Source organism: Deinococcus marmoris DSM 12784, from assembly GCF_000701405.1.
Taxonomy (GTDB): domain Bacteria; phylum Deinococcota; class Deinococci; order Deinococcales; family Deinococcaceae; genus Deinococcus; species Deinococcus marmoris.
The window spans coordinates 1-14,397 of record NZ_JNIV01000104.1 but is presented as its reverse complement, the minus strand read 5'-3'; the positions used below and the strand labels follow the sequence as shown (position 1 = coordinate 14,397).

12 protein-coding genes are annotated in these 14,397 nt (G+C 63.1%); 7 read left to right on the top strand and 5 right to left on the bottom strand.

The genetic code is table 11. The annotated features are described in order from the left end of the window. Nucleotides 1–456: 456 nt before the first annotated feature. The gene (locus Q319_RS0118980; protein WP_029484017.1) at nt 457–1,608 is read right to left on the bottom strand and encodes an aminotransferase class V-fold PLP-dependent enzyme; all 1,152 of its coding nucleotides are present in this window, start codon (nt 1,606–1,608) and stop codon (nt 457–459) included. A 122-nt stretch (nt 1,609–1,730) separates the two neighbouring features. Between Q319_RS0118980 and Q319_RS0118975 the strand changes: the two genes are divergently transcribed. After that, the gene (locus Q319_RS0118975) at nt 1,731–2,486 is read left to right on the top strand and encodes a M23 family metallopeptidase (RefSeq protein WP_081846172.1); all 756 of its coding nucleotides are present in this window, start codon (nt 1,731–1,733) and stop codon (nt 2,484–2,486) included. Continuing rightward, the gene (locus Q319_RS0118970; RefSeq protein ID WP_342667896.1) at nt 2,483–3,442 is read left to right on the top strand and encodes a TolB-like translocation protein; all 960 of its coding nucleotides are present in this window, start codon (nt 2,483–2,485) and stop codon (nt 3,440–3,442) included. The genes Q319_RS0118975 and Q319_RS0118970 overlap by 4 nt, the downstream gene beginning before the upstream one ends. Before the next feature lie 13 nt (nt 3,443–3,455). Here the strand turns inward: Q319_RS0118970 and Q319_RS24845 are convergent, their stop codons facing one another. Continuing rightward, nucleotides 3,456–3,986, bottom strand: coding sequence for a winged helix-turn-helix transcriptional regulator (locus tag Q319_RS24845; RefSeq protein ID WP_211252393.1), 531 nt, complete (start codon nt 3,984–3,986; stop codon nt 3,456–3,458). A gap of 14 nt (nt 3,987–4,000) precedes the next feature. On the opposite strand from Q319_RS24845, the gene Q319_RS0118960 reads away from it, so the two are divergent. Further along, a complete protein-coding gene (locus Q319_RS0118960; protein WP_029484013.1) occupies nt 4,001–4,813 on the top strand; it encodes an SDR family NAD(P)-dependent oxidoreductase in 813 nt (270 codons plus the stop codon). A gap of 28 nt (nt 4,814–4,841) precedes the next feature. Further along, the gene (locus tag Q319_RS0118955; protein WP_029484012.1) at nt 4,842–5,894 is read left to right on the top strand and encodes an aldo/keto reductase; all 1,053 of its coding nucleotides are present in this window, start codon (nt 4,842–4,844) and stop codon (nt 5,892–5,894) included. Nucleotides 5,895–5,965: 71 nt separating this feature from the next. On the opposite strand, the gene leuS is transcribed toward Q319_RS0118955, so the two are convergent. Continuing rightward, a complete protein-coding gene (gene leuS, locus Q319_RS0118950) occupies nt 5,966–8,443 on the bottom strand; it encodes a leucine--tRNA ligase (RefSeq protein ID WP_029484011.1) in 2,478 nt (825 codons plus the stop codon). Between the two features lie 259 nt (nt 8,444–8,702). On the opposite strand from leuS, the gene Q319_RS0118945 reads away from it, so the two are divergent. The 3 genes from Q319_RS0118945 to crtI all read left to right on the top strand — a co-directional run bounded on the left by Q319_RS0118945 (nt 8,703) and on the right by crtI (nt 12,706). Then, nucleotides 8,703–10,205, top strand: a complete 1,503-nt coding sequence (locus Q319_RS0118945) for a serine hydrolase (protein ID WP_029484010.1) — start codon at nt 8,703–8,705, stop codon at nt 10,203–10,205. Nucleotides 10,206–10,297: 92 nt separating this feature from the next. Further along, complete coding sequence (locus tag Q319_RS0118940) at nt 10,298–10,876, top strand: flagellar hook assembly protein FlgD (protein WP_029484009.1); 579 nt, start codon at nt 10,298–10,300, stop codon at nt 10,874–10,876. 120 nt (nt 10,877–10,996) lie between these two features. Then, nucleotides 10,997–12,706, top strand: a complete 1,710-nt coding sequence (gene crtI, locus Q319_RS0118935; RefSeq protein WP_029484008.1) for a phytoene desaturase family protein — start codon at nt 10,997–10,999, stop codon at nt 12,704–12,706. Between the two features lie 64 nt (nt 12,707–12,770). On the opposite strand, the gene Q319_RS0118930 is transcribed toward crtI, so the two are convergent. Both Q319_RS0118930 and Q319_RS0118925 read right to left on the bottom strand, forming a co-directional pair. Then, on the bottom strand, nt 12,771–13,688 hold the full coding sequence (locus Q319_RS0118930) for an aldo/keto reductase (protein ID WP_029484007.1): 918 nt from the start codon (nt 13,686–13,688) through the stop codon (nt 12,771–12,773). Between the two features lie 42 nt (nt 13,689–13,730). After that, nucleotides 13,731–14,045 (bottom strand): hypothetical protein, encoded by a 315-nt coding sequence (locus Q319_RS0118925; RefSeq protein WP_051655563.1) that lies wholly within the window; start codon nt 14,043–14,045, stop codon nt 13,731–13,733. Between the last annotated feature and the right edge of the window lie 352 nt (nt 14,046–14,397).

Here is a 14,397-nt window from a genome sequence, read left to right as displayed (position 1 = left end):
CACTTCGCAAGCAGGGCATGAATGTTTGGCAGGGCCTCGTGAGTGTCTTTCGCGGTGACATCCTCATGCCGAACTTCTCGCGCTGAGTAGTTACAAAAGGACTTCTGCTGCGTCTATCCTCCCAAATCCTCTCTTTCATTCGCTCACTCCGTTCGGTCAAAAGTGAACAACTCTTTTGACAAATGCTCTAAAAATCAAGCCGCCAGCAGCGAGTTTCGTCGCTCTGGCGGTTTGACGTTTCTCTCTCTCCCCTGCGGCAGATGTCATAAAAAGACCATTTTTATGACCGAGTGAGCGGGCAGGCGTCCTCTCTTCGAGCTGTCCCAGTCAAGGGCGTCTGTTCTGCCCAAGACAATGAGAGACTTTTGCCGAGCAGGATGGACTTGCAAAGCTGCGAAGCAGAGAATGGAATCGCCGGAAGTCTCTTTTTCCGGTGACGTCATTCGGAAACCTGCTCTACTTCATCGCCGCCCACGCCGCCGACACGGCCACGCCCCGCTCGAACTCGTGGCCCAGAGCGGCGAAGGCGTCTTCCAGCATCCCGGCGACACCCAGAGCGTCGTAACGGTCCGCGTAGCCCATCGTGCTGATGCGGAACACGGTGTCCTCGTGGGGGGCCTGACCCGCCAGGGCGCGCTGACCCAGCCCAGTCAGGGCGGCGGCGATCTGGCGGCCCGTCAGTCCCTCGGGGGCTTTTAAGACGGCCACGGCGGGGCTGGGGCGGGCGGTCCACGACGGGCAGCCCAGCGCGGTTCCGGCGGCGATCAGTGCCTTTGCCTTGCGCTCCTGCTCGGCCCACAGCACCTCCAGCGGCACGCTCAGCGGGCGGTCCAGCGCGGCGGACAGGGCGTAGATCAGGTTGATGGCGGGGGTTTGCGGCGTGTTGCCCGCCTTCTGGCCCTTCAACTCGCGGGTCAGGTCCAGGTAGTAGCCGTGGACGGTGTTCTGGACCATGCGGGCCTGCACTTCCGGGCTGAACAGCACGAAGCCCAGGCCCGGCGGCGTGGCTGTTCCCTTCTGGCTGCCCGACACGATCACATCCACGCCCCAGGCAGCGGCCCGCAGTTCCGCCACCCCGTAGGAAGTCACGCAGTCGGCAATGATGATCAGATCGGGATTCTGGGCCTTCGCCGCCCGCGCAATCGCCTCCAGATCGTGCAGCGCCCCAGTGCTGGTCTCGCTGTGGGTGATCAGCAAAGTAGTGGCGTCGCGGCTGGTGTCAGCCACCTCATATGGATCAAGCAGTTCGCCCCAGGGCCGGGCGACGATCTGCACGTCGTAGCCGAAGCGGCCCGCCATGTCGCCCCAGCGCTCGCTGAATTTTCCGGCCTGCGCGTTGACCACCTTTGCCCCGGCAGGCGTGGTGCTGACCAGCGCGCCCTCGAAGGCCCCGGTGCCGCTGCTGGTGGTGATCACCGCTTCATAGGGATCGCCCAGCAGACGGGTCAATTTCTGCCGCGCCTCCATGAGTTTGTCAACGGCGTCGCGGCTGCGGTGGTGCATCTGCGGCTGGGCCAGTTCCAGCAGCACGCGGGGGTCTACCTCCACCGGGCCGGGGGCGATCAGGCGTTCGCGGTTCAGTGGGATGTGGGCGGCAGGCTGGGTCATGAGATCCAGAGTAGACCCAGTGCGGCGGCACGCGGCCCAGAGGTCTGAACCGCCCGCACCCTCCGCCTTCCAACCGTAGCCGCTGCCACGCCTCCAGAGGACGAAGTACGGCAAGATCGCGTATGCCCTCCTCTTCTCCGGCCCACTGGCGCGGCCACCCGACAACGCGGACTGTTGCTGCCCTGTGCGGCCTGACGCTGATCTCTCTGGCCACCGCCCACTACGCCCCAGCCCTGCCGCTGAGCGCCATTGCCCAGCCCTCCCGCCAGTTCGGCCTGCCCTTCGCGGGTGCGCCCGGTCCCGACTCGTGGCTGCTGGGCCAGAGCTACGGCAACACCACCGGCGCGTACCGCCAGCGGCGTAGCACCTACGGCAACTTGCAGGGCATCCACGCCGGGCTGGACTTCAGCGCGCCGTGTGGCACCCCGGTGCGCGCCATCGGTGACGGCACGGTGGCCGAGGTGGACGGCCCGCACGGCAGCCCGCCGCACAACCTCGTTATTGACCACGCGGGCAACCTGAGCAGCCTGTACGGACATCTGCTCCAGCGGGCCTCGTTGCGAGTCGGCCAGAAGGTCACGCGCGGGCAGGTGATCGGCCAGAGCGGTGACTCGCAGGGAACGTGCGTCAGCGCGCCGCACCTGCATCTGGAATTGCGGGACCGGGCGCACCAGCGGTTCTTCAATCCGCTGCCATATATCGCCGCCGACTGGGACACGCTGGCGCTGGCGGGCAGTTTCGGGCGCGGCTACGAATATGACCTCAGCGCCCCGCGCAAATGGCAGACGCCGGACTCGCAACCCGCCGCCCTGCGCGGGGGCCGCCTGCTCAACGAGTTTGCCAATCCGTGGCCGATTGCTCCGGGGGGTGCGCGGTGAAGCTCGCCTTCATGGCACTGCTCCTGGGCACCTCTGCCGTGGCCGCCACCCTTCCCTCGCGCGCCGTGCTGAGCGGCGAGTGCTGCCCCGGCACCGTCTGGACGCCGGATTCGGGAGCCTTGCTTTTTCTGGACGGACCGCCCGCACGCCCCAGCACCGGCTTTTATCAGGTGGCGGCCACGGGTGGCCCGGTGACACGCCGATTTTCCAGCATCGCCTATTTCTCGCCCAAATTGCGCTGGGCGGTGCGGCCCGGTGCCGGGGAAACGACGGTGCTGGAGCGGCTGGCTGATGGCAAGCGCTTCACGCTGCCCACCTTCGGGGCGGACGTGACCTGGAACGACGCCGAGACGCGGCTGGCCTACACCCGCAGCGACACCAGCGGCAACTATGACCGCCGCGCCACACGGGTGTTTGTCGCCGACGTCTTAGGCTCCCCGCGCACCGTCGCCACCCTTTACGGCGGCGGCGTCAGCGGCTGGATAGACGACGACACGCTGCTGCTGTCGGGCAAGAGTGCGCCGGGCAACCGGGACCGGGATCTGTTCACCCTGAACATCCGCAACGGCGCAAAAAAGACCCTGCGAACGGCGCTGGGCTTCCGGGGCATCAGCCTCAGCCCGGACGGGGCACGGGTGCTGTATACGGTTTCCTTCGACAGTGCCGCCCGAAACGGCCTGTGGCTGCAAAGCACAGGCAGCGGCACGCCCAGCGAGATCAACGATTACGGCTCGTACCGCTGGCGCGATGCGGGGCGCTTCGTCCTGATCCCGCTCAAGCTGGACGGCAGCGCGCATGTGCTGCGGCAGTACGACGTGAAGGCCAACGCCTGGAAAACGCTGGGCGATCTGGGCGATCAGGTGCGGCAGGGGGACTGGAACATCAGCCCGAATGGCAGACGGCTGAACTTTCTGAGTGCCAAAGACGGGAATGTGCGGGTGCTGACCTTGCCGTGAGGCGGGCAGTGAACTAAGAGTTTGCTGTCTCTTCAGGCACATGCGCCCGGCGCAATTCGTTCATCTGCTGTTCCAGGTTGAGTGGTGGTTGGTTCCTGTACTCCTGTCCCACTGGACGGTACTCGAAACTCCACGCGCTGATCTGCATCAAAACGGGCAACAGAGCAAGCCCCTTCTCGGTCAGGCTATAGACCACTTTTTGCAAGTGGCTGGGGTCGTCTGCTGTGGTAACAATGCCTTCTGAGAGCAGCAACTTCAGACGATCTGCGAGGATGTTGGAAGAAATGCCCTCTGCGGACTGAAGGAATTCGCGGTAATGGCGCTTGCCGTTAAACATCAGGTCACGCACGATCAAGAGTGTCCATTTATCGCCGAAAATATCCAGCCCCAGACTGACTGGACAACCTGATCTGAGTTTCTGCTCCGCCCGGTGCCGACCCATACCTCCGCCCCCTTTTACTGCTTGCAGTATTGCAGCAGTCGGAGTAGGGTGCAACTGGTTTTGAAATGCAACTGCTTCAGGCAGACAAATTCCGCCATTCACCAGGAGGCTCCACCATGCCAGGCAACTTACAGACCAATTCAGACCTGCTCGGCTCCCTTGCCACCAGTACCCGCCTGGCAGGCAAGAAAGCCCTCGTCACCGGATCAAGCAGCGGCATCGGCGAGGCGATTGCCCGCGTGCTGGCCGCCTCAGGCGCTGAAGTCGTCGTCAGTGGCCGCGACGCCGCCCGTACCCAGAGCGTGGTGGACGCCATCACCCAGGCTGGCGGCAAAGCGCATGCCGTTACCGTTGATCTGGCAGGTTCTTATGACGATCTGCGCCGCTTCGTGCAGGAGGCCACCGCCGCGCTTGGGGGCCGGATAGATCTTCTGGTCAACAACGCGGGTGTCTACCCAGTCACGTCCACCGAAGCGCTCCCCGACGCTGATCTGGAGGCCATTTTGAAGATCAATATCCGCGCCCCGCATGTGGTGGTGGGCGAGATTGCGCCGGGTATGGTGGAGCGCGGTTCGGGCCACATCGTCAACATCGGTTCGTGGATGGGGCGGATCGGCACGGTCAACGGCGCGATGTATACCGCTTCCAAAGCCGCCATTGAGCAGATGACCCGCAACTGGGCGGCGGAATACGGCCCACGCGGCGTGCGGGTCAACACCGTGGCCCCAGGCGCGACACTCACACCCGGGAATGCCGAATTCAGCGCAGTGCTGGACGCCATGACCGCTGGCACTGCTGCCGGACGCCCGGTGCGCCCGATTGATATTGCCTACGCGGTGCGCTTTCTCGTTTCTGAGGAGGCCGCCTTCATTCATGGCAGCATCCTGGATATAGACGGCGGCATGACAAATACCCGGCTGAATTTCTAGATCATTGCCTGCCATCACAGGAGAACCCATGAATTTGACCGACTACCGCACGCTGGGCCGATCGGGTCTGATCGTCAGCCCGCTGGCCCTGGGCACCATGACCTACGGCAACAAGGGCTGGGGTTCCGCCGATGACGTCTCCGAGGCCATCTTCAACGCCTACATAGATGCAGGCGGCAACTTTCTGGACAGCGCCGACACCTATTCCAGGGGCCGCAGCGAGGAACTGCTGGGTCAGTACGTCAACAAGCGTGGACTGCGCGATCAGGTGGTTCTCGCCACCAAGTTCACCTGGAACGCCGTGCCGGGCGTGCCCGTCACCAGCGGCAACAGCCGCAAGAACATCTACCGGGCGCTGGAAGGCTCCCTGAAGCGCCTGAACACCGATTACCTTGACCTGTACTGGCTGCACCACTGGGATCTGGTGACCCCCGTGGAGGAAGTGCTGCAAACGCTGGGCGATCTGGTGCGCTCAGGGCGGATTCGCTATTTCGGCTTCTCCAATGTCCCGGCGTGGTACGCGGCGCAGGCAGCCACGCTGGCGGGGGTTCACGGCGTTCCTGGCCCGATTGCCCTGCAACTGGAATACTCGCTGACCGAGCGTGGGATTGAGCGTGAACATGTGGGGGCCGCCCGGCAGTTTGGGCTGGGCATCACGCCCTGGAGTCCACTGGCCGCAGGGTTTTTAACCGGGAAGTACGTGCGCGAGGCTCAGGGAGCCAGCGGTGAAGGACGACTGAGCGGCCCCAATCCGTTTGGCGACGCAAAATTCACTGAGCAGAACTGGGCGGTGCTGGATACCTTACGGGGTGTGGCTGCCGAACTGGACCGCCCACCTGCACAGGTGGCGCTGGCCTGGGCCTCGCAACAGCCGGGTATCACCTCACCGATCATCGGGGCCAGCAAACTGGCACAGCTGGAAGATAATCTGGCCGCGCTGAAGACCGTGTTCACGCCGCACCAACTCGCAACGTTGGACAAGGTGAGCGCCCTGACGCCCTCGACGCCGTCGTCCATCCTCGCGCCCGGCATCAAGAAGATGATTTTCGGTGGGGCAACAGTGAAAGGCTGGGACGACTGAGCGGCGCGGGCCTGCCGACAGCGCATATCTATGCATCTGCCATCAGGCCCGCGCTGTCTTCCTCAGGTCCCCTATTTCACCACGATGTTGATGATCCGCCCCGCCACGTAAATCTCCTTGACCACCGCCTTGCCCTCCAGAAAACGCGCCACATCCGGCTCGGCGCGGGCAGCGGCCAGGGCCTCATCCTGGGTGGCGGTCTTGGAGATGCTGACCTGACCGCGTACCTTGCCGCCCACCTGCACACCTATTGTTACGGTGTCGCGCACGGCTGCCGCCTCGTCGGTAGCAGGCCAGGACTGGACATGCACGCTGCCTTCCAGACCGCGCTCGTGCCAGATTTCCTCGGCGATATGGGGAACCACCGGGGCCAGCATCAGGTTGAAGATGTTCAGCGCCTCATCCCATTCCGGGGTGCCATAAGCGGGCGAGCGGCGGGCGCGCACCAGAATATTGGTCAGTTCCATCAGCGCGGCGACGATGGTGTTGAAGCTCAGGCGATCAAAGTCGCCCGTGACCTTTTTCAGCGTGCTGTGAATGCCGTAGCGCAGATCGGCCACCGTCACCGCCTCGTCCGGTCCCGCCGTGCGCTCGCCAAAGAACACGTTCCACACGCGGCCCAGCCACTTGGACGGGCCGTTGATGCCCTGCGGGTCCCAGGGGCCGCCCACCTCCCACGGCGCGATGAACAGCAGGTAGGTCCGCACCGTGTCCACGCCGTACTCGCGCACCAGATCGTCGGGGTCCACGACGTTGCCGCGAGATTTGCTCATCTTCTCGCCGTCCTCACCCAGAATGATGCCCTGGTTTCGCAGCCACGCGAACGGCTCGTTCTGGGTGGTCAGGCCCATGTCGCGCATCACTTTCGTCCAGAAACGGCTGTACAGCAGGTGCAGGATGGCGTGTTCGATGCCCCCGGTATACAGGTCCACGGGCAGCAGGTTCGCCTTGGCCGGATCAAAGGGGTGCTGATCGTCGTGCGGCGACAGGAAGCGGTACATATACCAACTGCTGTCCACAAAGGTGTCCATCGTGTCGGTGTCGCGCTCGGCGGGGCCGTTGCAGACCGGGCAGGTGGTCTGCACCCATTCGCGGTCCAGTTTCAGGGGACTCTGGCCGGACGCCGTGAAGCCCTTGAATTCGGGCAGCTTGACGGGCAACTGGTCTTCGGGAACAGGCTGTGCGCCGTGTTCGGGGCAGTAGACGATGGGAACGGGGGTGCCCCAGTAGCGCTGCCGGGCCAGCAGCCAGTCACGCAGGCGGTAGGTGGTCTTGGCCTTCGCCACGCCCGCCCCCTCCAGCTTCTCGATCACCGCGTCAATGCTGACCTTGCCGCCGGGCAGACCGTCAAATTCACCGCTGTTGACGATCATGCCGGGGCCACTGTAAGAAGCCTCCGCGTCCGCGCCCATCGGCTCAGCACCCTCGGCACGGATGACCTCGGTGATGTCCAGGCCAAATTTGCGGGCGAAGGCGAAGTCGCGCTCGTCGTGGGCGGGGACAGCCATGATCGAACCCGTGCCGTAGGTGACCAGTACGTAATCGGCCACCCAGATCGGCACCTGATGCCCGCCGATGGGATGGGTGGCAAAGCTGCCGGTGAACACACCAGACTTCTCGCCCACGTCCTGCTGGCGTTCCACGTCGGTCTTGCGCCCCGCCGCCGCGATATACGCCTCGACGGTGGGCCGCTGCTCGTCGGTGGTTAGTTCGGCCACCTTGGCATGTTCGGGGGCCAGCACCAGGAAGGTTGCGCCCATGATGGTGTCGGGGCGCGTGGTAAACACGGTTTCCGGTCCTACGGGGGTGTCGAACACGATCTCCGCGCCCACCGACTTGCCGATCCAGTTGGTCTGCATGGCCCGCACGCGCTCGGGCATGTCGGTATCGGAGAAGTCCAGCAGTTCGTCGGCGTAATCGGTGATTCGCAGATACCACTGGTTCAGGTTGCGGCGCTCGACGGGGGTGCCGCAGCGTTCGCACGCGCCGCCCACCACCTGTTCGTTGGCCAGCACGGTTTGGTCCTTGGGGCACCAGTTAACCAGCCCGCCCTTCTTGTAGGCCAGCCCGCGCTTGAAGAACTCGGTGAAAAACCACTGGTTCCAGCGGTAATACTCCGGGTCACAGGTGGCAAACTGGCGGCTCCAGTCGATCATGGTGCCCATGCGCTGAAACTGCGCCGTCATGGACTCAATGTTGCTGTAGGTCCACCCCGCCGGGTCCACGTTATTCTTGATCGCGGCGTTCTCGGCGGGCAGGCCGAAGGCGTCGAAGCCCATCGGGAATAGCACGTTGTAGCCGCGCATCCGCATCCAGCGGGCGCGGGCGTCCGGGGCGACGTTGGCGTACCAGTGGCCGATATGCAGATTGCCGCTGGGGTAGGGGAACATGGTCAGGGCGTAGAACTTCTCGCCGGGGCCGTTCTCGTCGAAACGGTACAGCCCTTCTTCCGCCCAGCGGTCCTGCCACTTCTGCTCTATGGCGTGGGGGTTGTAGCGTTCGGCGCGCGGTTCATGAATGTTGATCGGGTGTTCGTCGGTCTGGGTCATGGGAACTCCTGCGGAGGATCTGAGGGTCAAAAGGTCTAAGGGTCAAAAACTGGGCGGGGACCAAAAAAAGCCCCGGCCAGACACAGCCGGGGACAGGCGCTCTAGCGTGGGCTAGTCGCGGCGTCCCCTGGGGGTAAGTGCAGAGCGGATCATGGGTCCAGTCTAGGGCATGGGGCTGCCTGGAGGGAAGGCGAGCAATTAAGACGGCGTGAAGTGTGGGCGAGGCAACCTTTCAGCGACTCATCTCATATTCAGAGGCATGAACAGATCCCTGATGACCCTGACCACCATCGCCCTGATCGCGGCTGCTCCGGCGCAGGCACAGACCCTGACGCAGGCCGAGGCCCTCACCCGCCTGCTGTCCGCGCCGGAGATTAAGGCGGAGTGGTTCTCGCCGGACTTTCTGGCGCAGGTGCCGTTTGAGACTCTGGCGGCCCAGTTAAAGAGCATTCCAGTCCAGTTCGGCCCCTTCGTGCGGCTGGACACCTTTCAGGAGCGCCCACTGGCCGTCTACGAACGCGGCACGCTGATCGTCACCGTGGCCAGCATGGACGCCCAGGGCCGACTGACCGGATTTGGAGCGGTGCCGGGTCCGGCCTCGGCGGCGGCTGATCCGGCGGCGGCGGCAGCAGATCAGGGCAGATTGGCGACGGTTCTCGAAAAGCTCTTCAAATCTGATGCTCTCGACTCCACTTTATTCAGCCCAGAATTTCTGGCGCATATCAAACTGGATGACCTCAAAGCGTTGTTCACCAGCATCCGCGCCGATTACGGGACCATTCAGAAGGTCATGCCCCAGGGCGCGGGCTGGCGGCTGACCTTTGAAAAGGGTGCGTTGGACGTGGTCAGTTTCGGCCTGAACGACAATGGGCTGATTTCATCTCTGGTCCTGCGCCCCGTCACACCCGACATTTCGTATTCAGGTCTGGACGAGGCCCGCGCCGCCTTCGCCGCCCTGCCCGGTCAGGTCAATCTGCTGGTGCAGGAGGCGGGGAAGCCTCAGCCGCTAGTGGACCTGAACAGCAAAAAACTGCTAGCAGTTGGCTCCACTTTCAAGCTGGCGATTCTGGGTGAATTGCAGGCCCAGGTCAACAGGGGCGAGAAGCAGTGGTCCGACGAAATTACGCTGACCGACGCCGATAAAAGCCTGCCCAGCGGCACCCTGCAAAACGCTCCGGCGGGGGAAACATACCAGTTGCGTGATCTGGCCGCCCGCATGATCAGCGTGAGCGACAACACCGCCACCGACTTGCTCCTGAAAGTCGTGGGGCGCAAGGGAGTGGAGGCCCGGCTGGGCCAGACCGCCATGCCCAGCACCCGCGAGGCGTTCGTGTTGAAAGACCCCGCCAACATCGAGCTGCTGCGCGCCTACCGTTCGGCGGGCCTGGACCGGGACGCGCGACGGGAAGTCCTGAAAAAGACCCACACTCTGCCCCTGCCCAATGTCGGCGTGTTCGCCCAGGGTAAAACAACCGCGCAAGATGTGGAGTGGTTCGTCAACGCCCAGCGCCTGTGCCGCCTGATGGCCGACGTGGCCGAGCTGCCCGAAACCTGGCAGAATCCCGGTATCGCCAATCCCGCCGACTTCTCGGATGTGAGCTTCAAGGGCGGCTCCGAACCGGGCGTGCTGAACTTCACCACCCAGATCACCACGAAAGCGGGAAAAACGCTGTGTGTCAGCGCCACCTGGAACCGCCCCGAACCGCTGGACGAATCGCAATTCGCCGCCATGTACGCGGGTGTGCTGAAGCTGCTGCGCTGAGGAACATCCGGCTGAAGATTGCCTGACGATGGCGTGACCTTTTCTTTACCCGCCCTCACCCCCGGTCAGGCATGGGGCGTCAAGCTGGGGCCATGAGCAGAAACGTAGTTTTGACCCTGGCCCTGCTGGGCGGCACCCTGATGAATATGCAAGCCCACGCGCAGGTGAGCATCACGGACATTCCCGCCCTGCCCCTGAGCGGCGCGGCCCAGCCCAGCACGACGCCGACGCCTGTGCCCACCACCCCGGTGACCCCCCCGACAGTGACCACCCTACCCGCCGTCAACCCGCCGCTGGCCCAGCCCCATACCGCCAAACTGCAAGGTCCGCAGAGCGTGCAGGCGGGCACGGCAACCATGTGGGACGTGCTGCTGTCCAACACTGGCAATACCGCCATCTCGCTGCAACACGGCGCATGTGACGTGCGTTTCGAGGTGCTGAACGCGGCAGGTCAGGTGGTCCGCACCACGCCGAAGGACGCCATCTGCACCCTGCAAATCGTGGGTACCAATGTGGCCCCCGGCCAGACGGGCGAGTTGCAGAAAATCCGGTGGGAAGGCAAGAACGATCAGAACCAGAATGTTCCCGCCGGAACGTACACCATCCGTTCGGTGTTCAACGGCGACGGCGTGCTGGTCCGCCCGGCAGATTTCACCGTCACCGTGCGCTGATTTCCAACACAAGAACAACACAGGAAGAAGCGGAGGCCACAGCAACGGGCCTCCGCTTCTCCATGTCCTTGACCCCTTCCTACAGAGTCAAACCCCCAGACGTGCTGTATTAGATGCAGCATGACTTCCTCTTCTACCCACAAGCGCAAGACGGCCATCATCATCGGCTCTGGCATCGGCGGGCTATCGCTGGGCATCCGGCTGCAAAGCCTGGGCTTTAACACCACCATCCTGGAGCGCTTAGACGCGCCGGGGGGCCGCGCCTACCAGAAGCGCACCGAGGACGGTTACGTGTTCGACATGGGGCCAACCGTGATCACCGTGCCGCATTTCATCGAGGAATTGTTCTCCCTGGAACGCGACAGGGGGATGCTAGGCGAGCCGGATTACCCTGCCCACACGCTGACCGAGGACGCCCGCATCAAGTCCGGCGAGAGCGGCGGCCCGCGCACCCGCGACTACGTGAAACTGGTGCCGATCCTGCCCTTCTACCGCATTTACTTTGACGACGGCACCTTCTTCGATTACGACGGCGATCCCGAAAGTACGCGCCGCCAGATTTCCGAACTCGCGCCTGAAGATTTAGAGGGCTACGAGCGCTTCCACGCCGACGCCCGCGCCATCTTTGAACGCGGCTTTCTGGAACTGGGGTACACACACTTCGGCGATATGCCGTCCATGCTGCGCGTCGTGCCGGATCTGATGCGCCTGGACGCGGTTCGCACGCTGTTCTCGTTTACCAGCAAGTATTTCAAGAACCCCAAGATGCGGCAGGTCTTTTCCTTTGAAACCTTACTGGTGGGCGGCAATCCGCTGAGCGTTCCGGCCATTTACGCCATGATCCATTTCGTGGAAAAAACCTGGGGCATCCACTATGCGATGGGTGGCACTGGGGCGCTGGTGCGCGCCTTCGTACAGAAGTTTGAGGAACTGGGCGGCACACTGCGCCTGAACGCGGGCGTGGATGAGATTCTGGTCACCGATGGGCGCGGCCAGCCCGTCAAGCGGCCCGTCGGTAAGCGGACGGCGCGCGGTGTGAGGCTGGAAAATGGCGAGGAGATGCACGCCGATATCGTGGTCAGCAACGGCGACTGGGCCAACACCAACCTCAAGCGTATTCCCGCCACCGCCCGGCTGGTCAACAGCGACGTGCGCGTGAAAGCCGCCCGCCAGAGCATGAGCCTGCTGGTCATCTACTTCGGCTTCCGCGACGATCCGGCCCGCCCGCTGGACCTGCGCCACCACAACATCATCCTGGGGCCGCGTTACGAGGAACTGCTGACCGAGATCTTTGGGCAGAAGGTAATGAGCAAGGACTTCAGCCAGTACCTGCATGTGCCGACGCTGACCGATCCCAACCTCGCCCCCGCCGGACACCACGCCGCCTACACCCTCGTTCCCGTGCCACACAACGCCAGCGGTCTGGACTGGGCGGTGGAGGGGCCGAAGCTGGTGGACCGGGTTTATACCTTCCTGGAGGAGCGCGGCTACATCCCCAACCTGCGCGAACGCCTGACGCACAGCGAATACATCACGCCGGAGTATTTCGCGGGAACGCTGGACAGCTACCTGGGCAACGCCTTTGGCCCCGAACCCGTATTGATTCAGAGCGCGTACTTCCGCCCGCATAACCGTTCAGAAGACATCGGTAACATGTACATGGTAGGCGCGGGCGCGCAGCCCGGCGGCGGCACCCCCAGCGTGATGATGTCGGCCAAGATGACCGCCCGCCTGATCGCGGATGATTTCGGCATCCACAAGGACGTCCGCGACGGCGTGCCAGAAGTGGTTGAGAAGTTGATCCAGGAAGTGGCGGGCGCGACGGATTAAAGCCAGATCAGAAGAACGCCGCCGAGATTCAAACTCCCGGCGGCGTTCTCTTGAATTGATCTGTTCAGGGCAGCGTGTTTCCCGCCGCCAGCAGGATCGCGTACCACTCCTCGCGGGTCAGGTGAATGTCCGCCGCCTTGATGCAGTCCGCGAGGCGCTGAGGGTTGGTGGTCCCCGTCACGGGCTGCATCTTGGCCGGATGACGCAGAATCCAGGCAATCGCAATGGTGGTGTTGCTGACGCCGTATTTGGCAGCAATTTCATCGATCTTCGCGTTCAGTTCGGGGAATTTGGGGTTGTCAAGAAACACGCCCTCAAAGAATCCGAACTGGAAGGGAGACCACGGCTGGATGGTGATGTCGTGCAGGCGGCAGTAATCCAGAATGCCGCCGTCGCGGTTGACCGCCTCGTCGTTTTCCATGTTGACGTTGAAGCCCTGCGTAATCATGGTGGCGTTGGTGATGCTGAGCTGAAGCTGATTGGCAACGAGAGGCTGGCGCACGTATTTTCTGAGTAATTCAATCTGGCGCGGGTGCTGGTTGGACACGCCGAAGTGGCGCACCTTGCCGTCCTGCTCCAACTGATCAAAGGCGGCGGCCACTTCTTCCGGCTCCACCAGCGCGTCGGGGCGGTGCAACAAGAGAATGTCCAGATAATCGGTGTTCAGACGCTTGAGGATGCCGTCCACCGAGGCCAGGATGTGTTCTTTGGAGAAGTCAAACATGCCGGGGCGGATGCCGCACTTGGATTGCAGGATCATGCCCTCGCGGACGCTGCTGCTCATGCCCACGGCGTCGGCAAAGATTTCCTCGCAGGTTCCCTTGCCGTAGATATCGGCGTGGTCAAAGAAATTCGCGCCCGCGTCCATCGCCGTGCCGATCAGCGTCTGCACTTCTGGCTTGCTCATGGTGTTGATTCGCATCATGCCCACGGCGACGACGGGCACATCCAGCTCACTGCTTCCGAGTTTGATTGTTCTCATGGCCTGCATTGTGCGTCAAAACTGGCCCGCGAGGTCTCATCTTCAGTTTACCGTCGGCACCCACCACCAGCCGCCGATGTCGTGCCGCCCGGCCCGCCGCGCCGCCGTCTGTGCGCCCCGGTTCTCGCCGTGAATGGTGCCGCTCAGTACCCGTCCGTCGGCGGGCAAATGGCGGGCCAGCAGAATGGAGAGGGAGGACCCAAAGCCGTACCCACGGGCGTAAGGAGCCAGCAGCATCTCCTGAACAGACTGAGCGGGCAGACCATTTTTGGTTTTGGCGAGTGTCCCCGCGTACCCGCTCCACTGGCCGCTCCAGATCACGTCAAACATCGTTCCGGCGTCAATGGTGTCCTGCAAATCCTCTTCGGAACAAGAGTTTCCAGTCCTGCGCCACACTACGTCTCAAACAGCCTCCAACAGTGGTGAACCAGGAAAAAGTGCGGTCAGGACGAACTTACGGTGTTCTTGGGCCGCCAGATGCTGTGCAGCACGCCATGTGAGTTCGGGATCTCGTTTTCTGACCTCCAGGACGGCATGAAAGGCTTGAACCACCAGAAAGGCCCAGTTTCGGTGTGCCTGGATGTCACGGTAACGGCACTGGCCGAAACTCAAGTTCTGTTTAACAACTGACCTTACGCGCTACGATTTGAAGACTCCATGAAATCATCAGGATTTCTTGCTTCGCACTGCGGCGACGCAAACTGGGGAG

Excerpts from the sequence above, each read along its gene's own strand:
- Q319_RS0118980 (WP_029484017.1), bottom strand. The coding sequence starts at position 1,608 with ATGACCCAGCCTGCCGCCCACATCCCACTGAACCGCGAACGCCTGATC.
- Q319_RS0118975 (WP_081846172.1), top strand. The coding sequence starts at position 1,731 with ATGCCCTCCTCTTCTCCGGCCCACTGGCGCGGCCACCCGACAACGCGG.
- Q319_RS0118960 (WP_029484013.1), top strand. The coding sequence starts at position 4,001 with ATGCCAGGCAACTTACAGACCAATTCAGACCTGCTCGGCTCCCTTGCC.
- Q319_RS0118955 (WP_029484012.1), top strand. The coding sequence starts at position 4,842 with ATGAATTTGACCGACTACCGCACGCTGGGCCGATCGGGTCTGATCGTC.
- leuS (WP_029484011.1), bottom strand. The coding sequence starts at position 8,443 with ATGACCCAGACCGACGAACACCCGATCAACATTCATGAACCGCGCGCC.
- Q319_RS0118945 (WP_029484010.1), top strand. The coding sequence starts at position 8,703 with ATGAACAGATCCCTGATGACCCTGACCACCATCGCCCTGATCGCGGCT.
- Q319_RS0118940 (WP_029484009.1), top strand. The coding sequence starts at position 10,298 with ATGAGCAGAAACGTAGTTTTGACCCTGGCCCTGCTGGGCGGCACCCTG.
- crtI (WP_029484008.1), top strand. The coding sequence starts at position 10,997 with ATGACTTCCTCTTCTACCCACAAGCGCAAGACGGCCATCATCATCGGC.
- Q319_RS0118930 (WP_029484007.1), bottom strand. The coding sequence starts at position 13,688 with ATGAGAACAATCAAACTCGGAAGCAGTGAGCTGGATGTGCCCGTCGTC.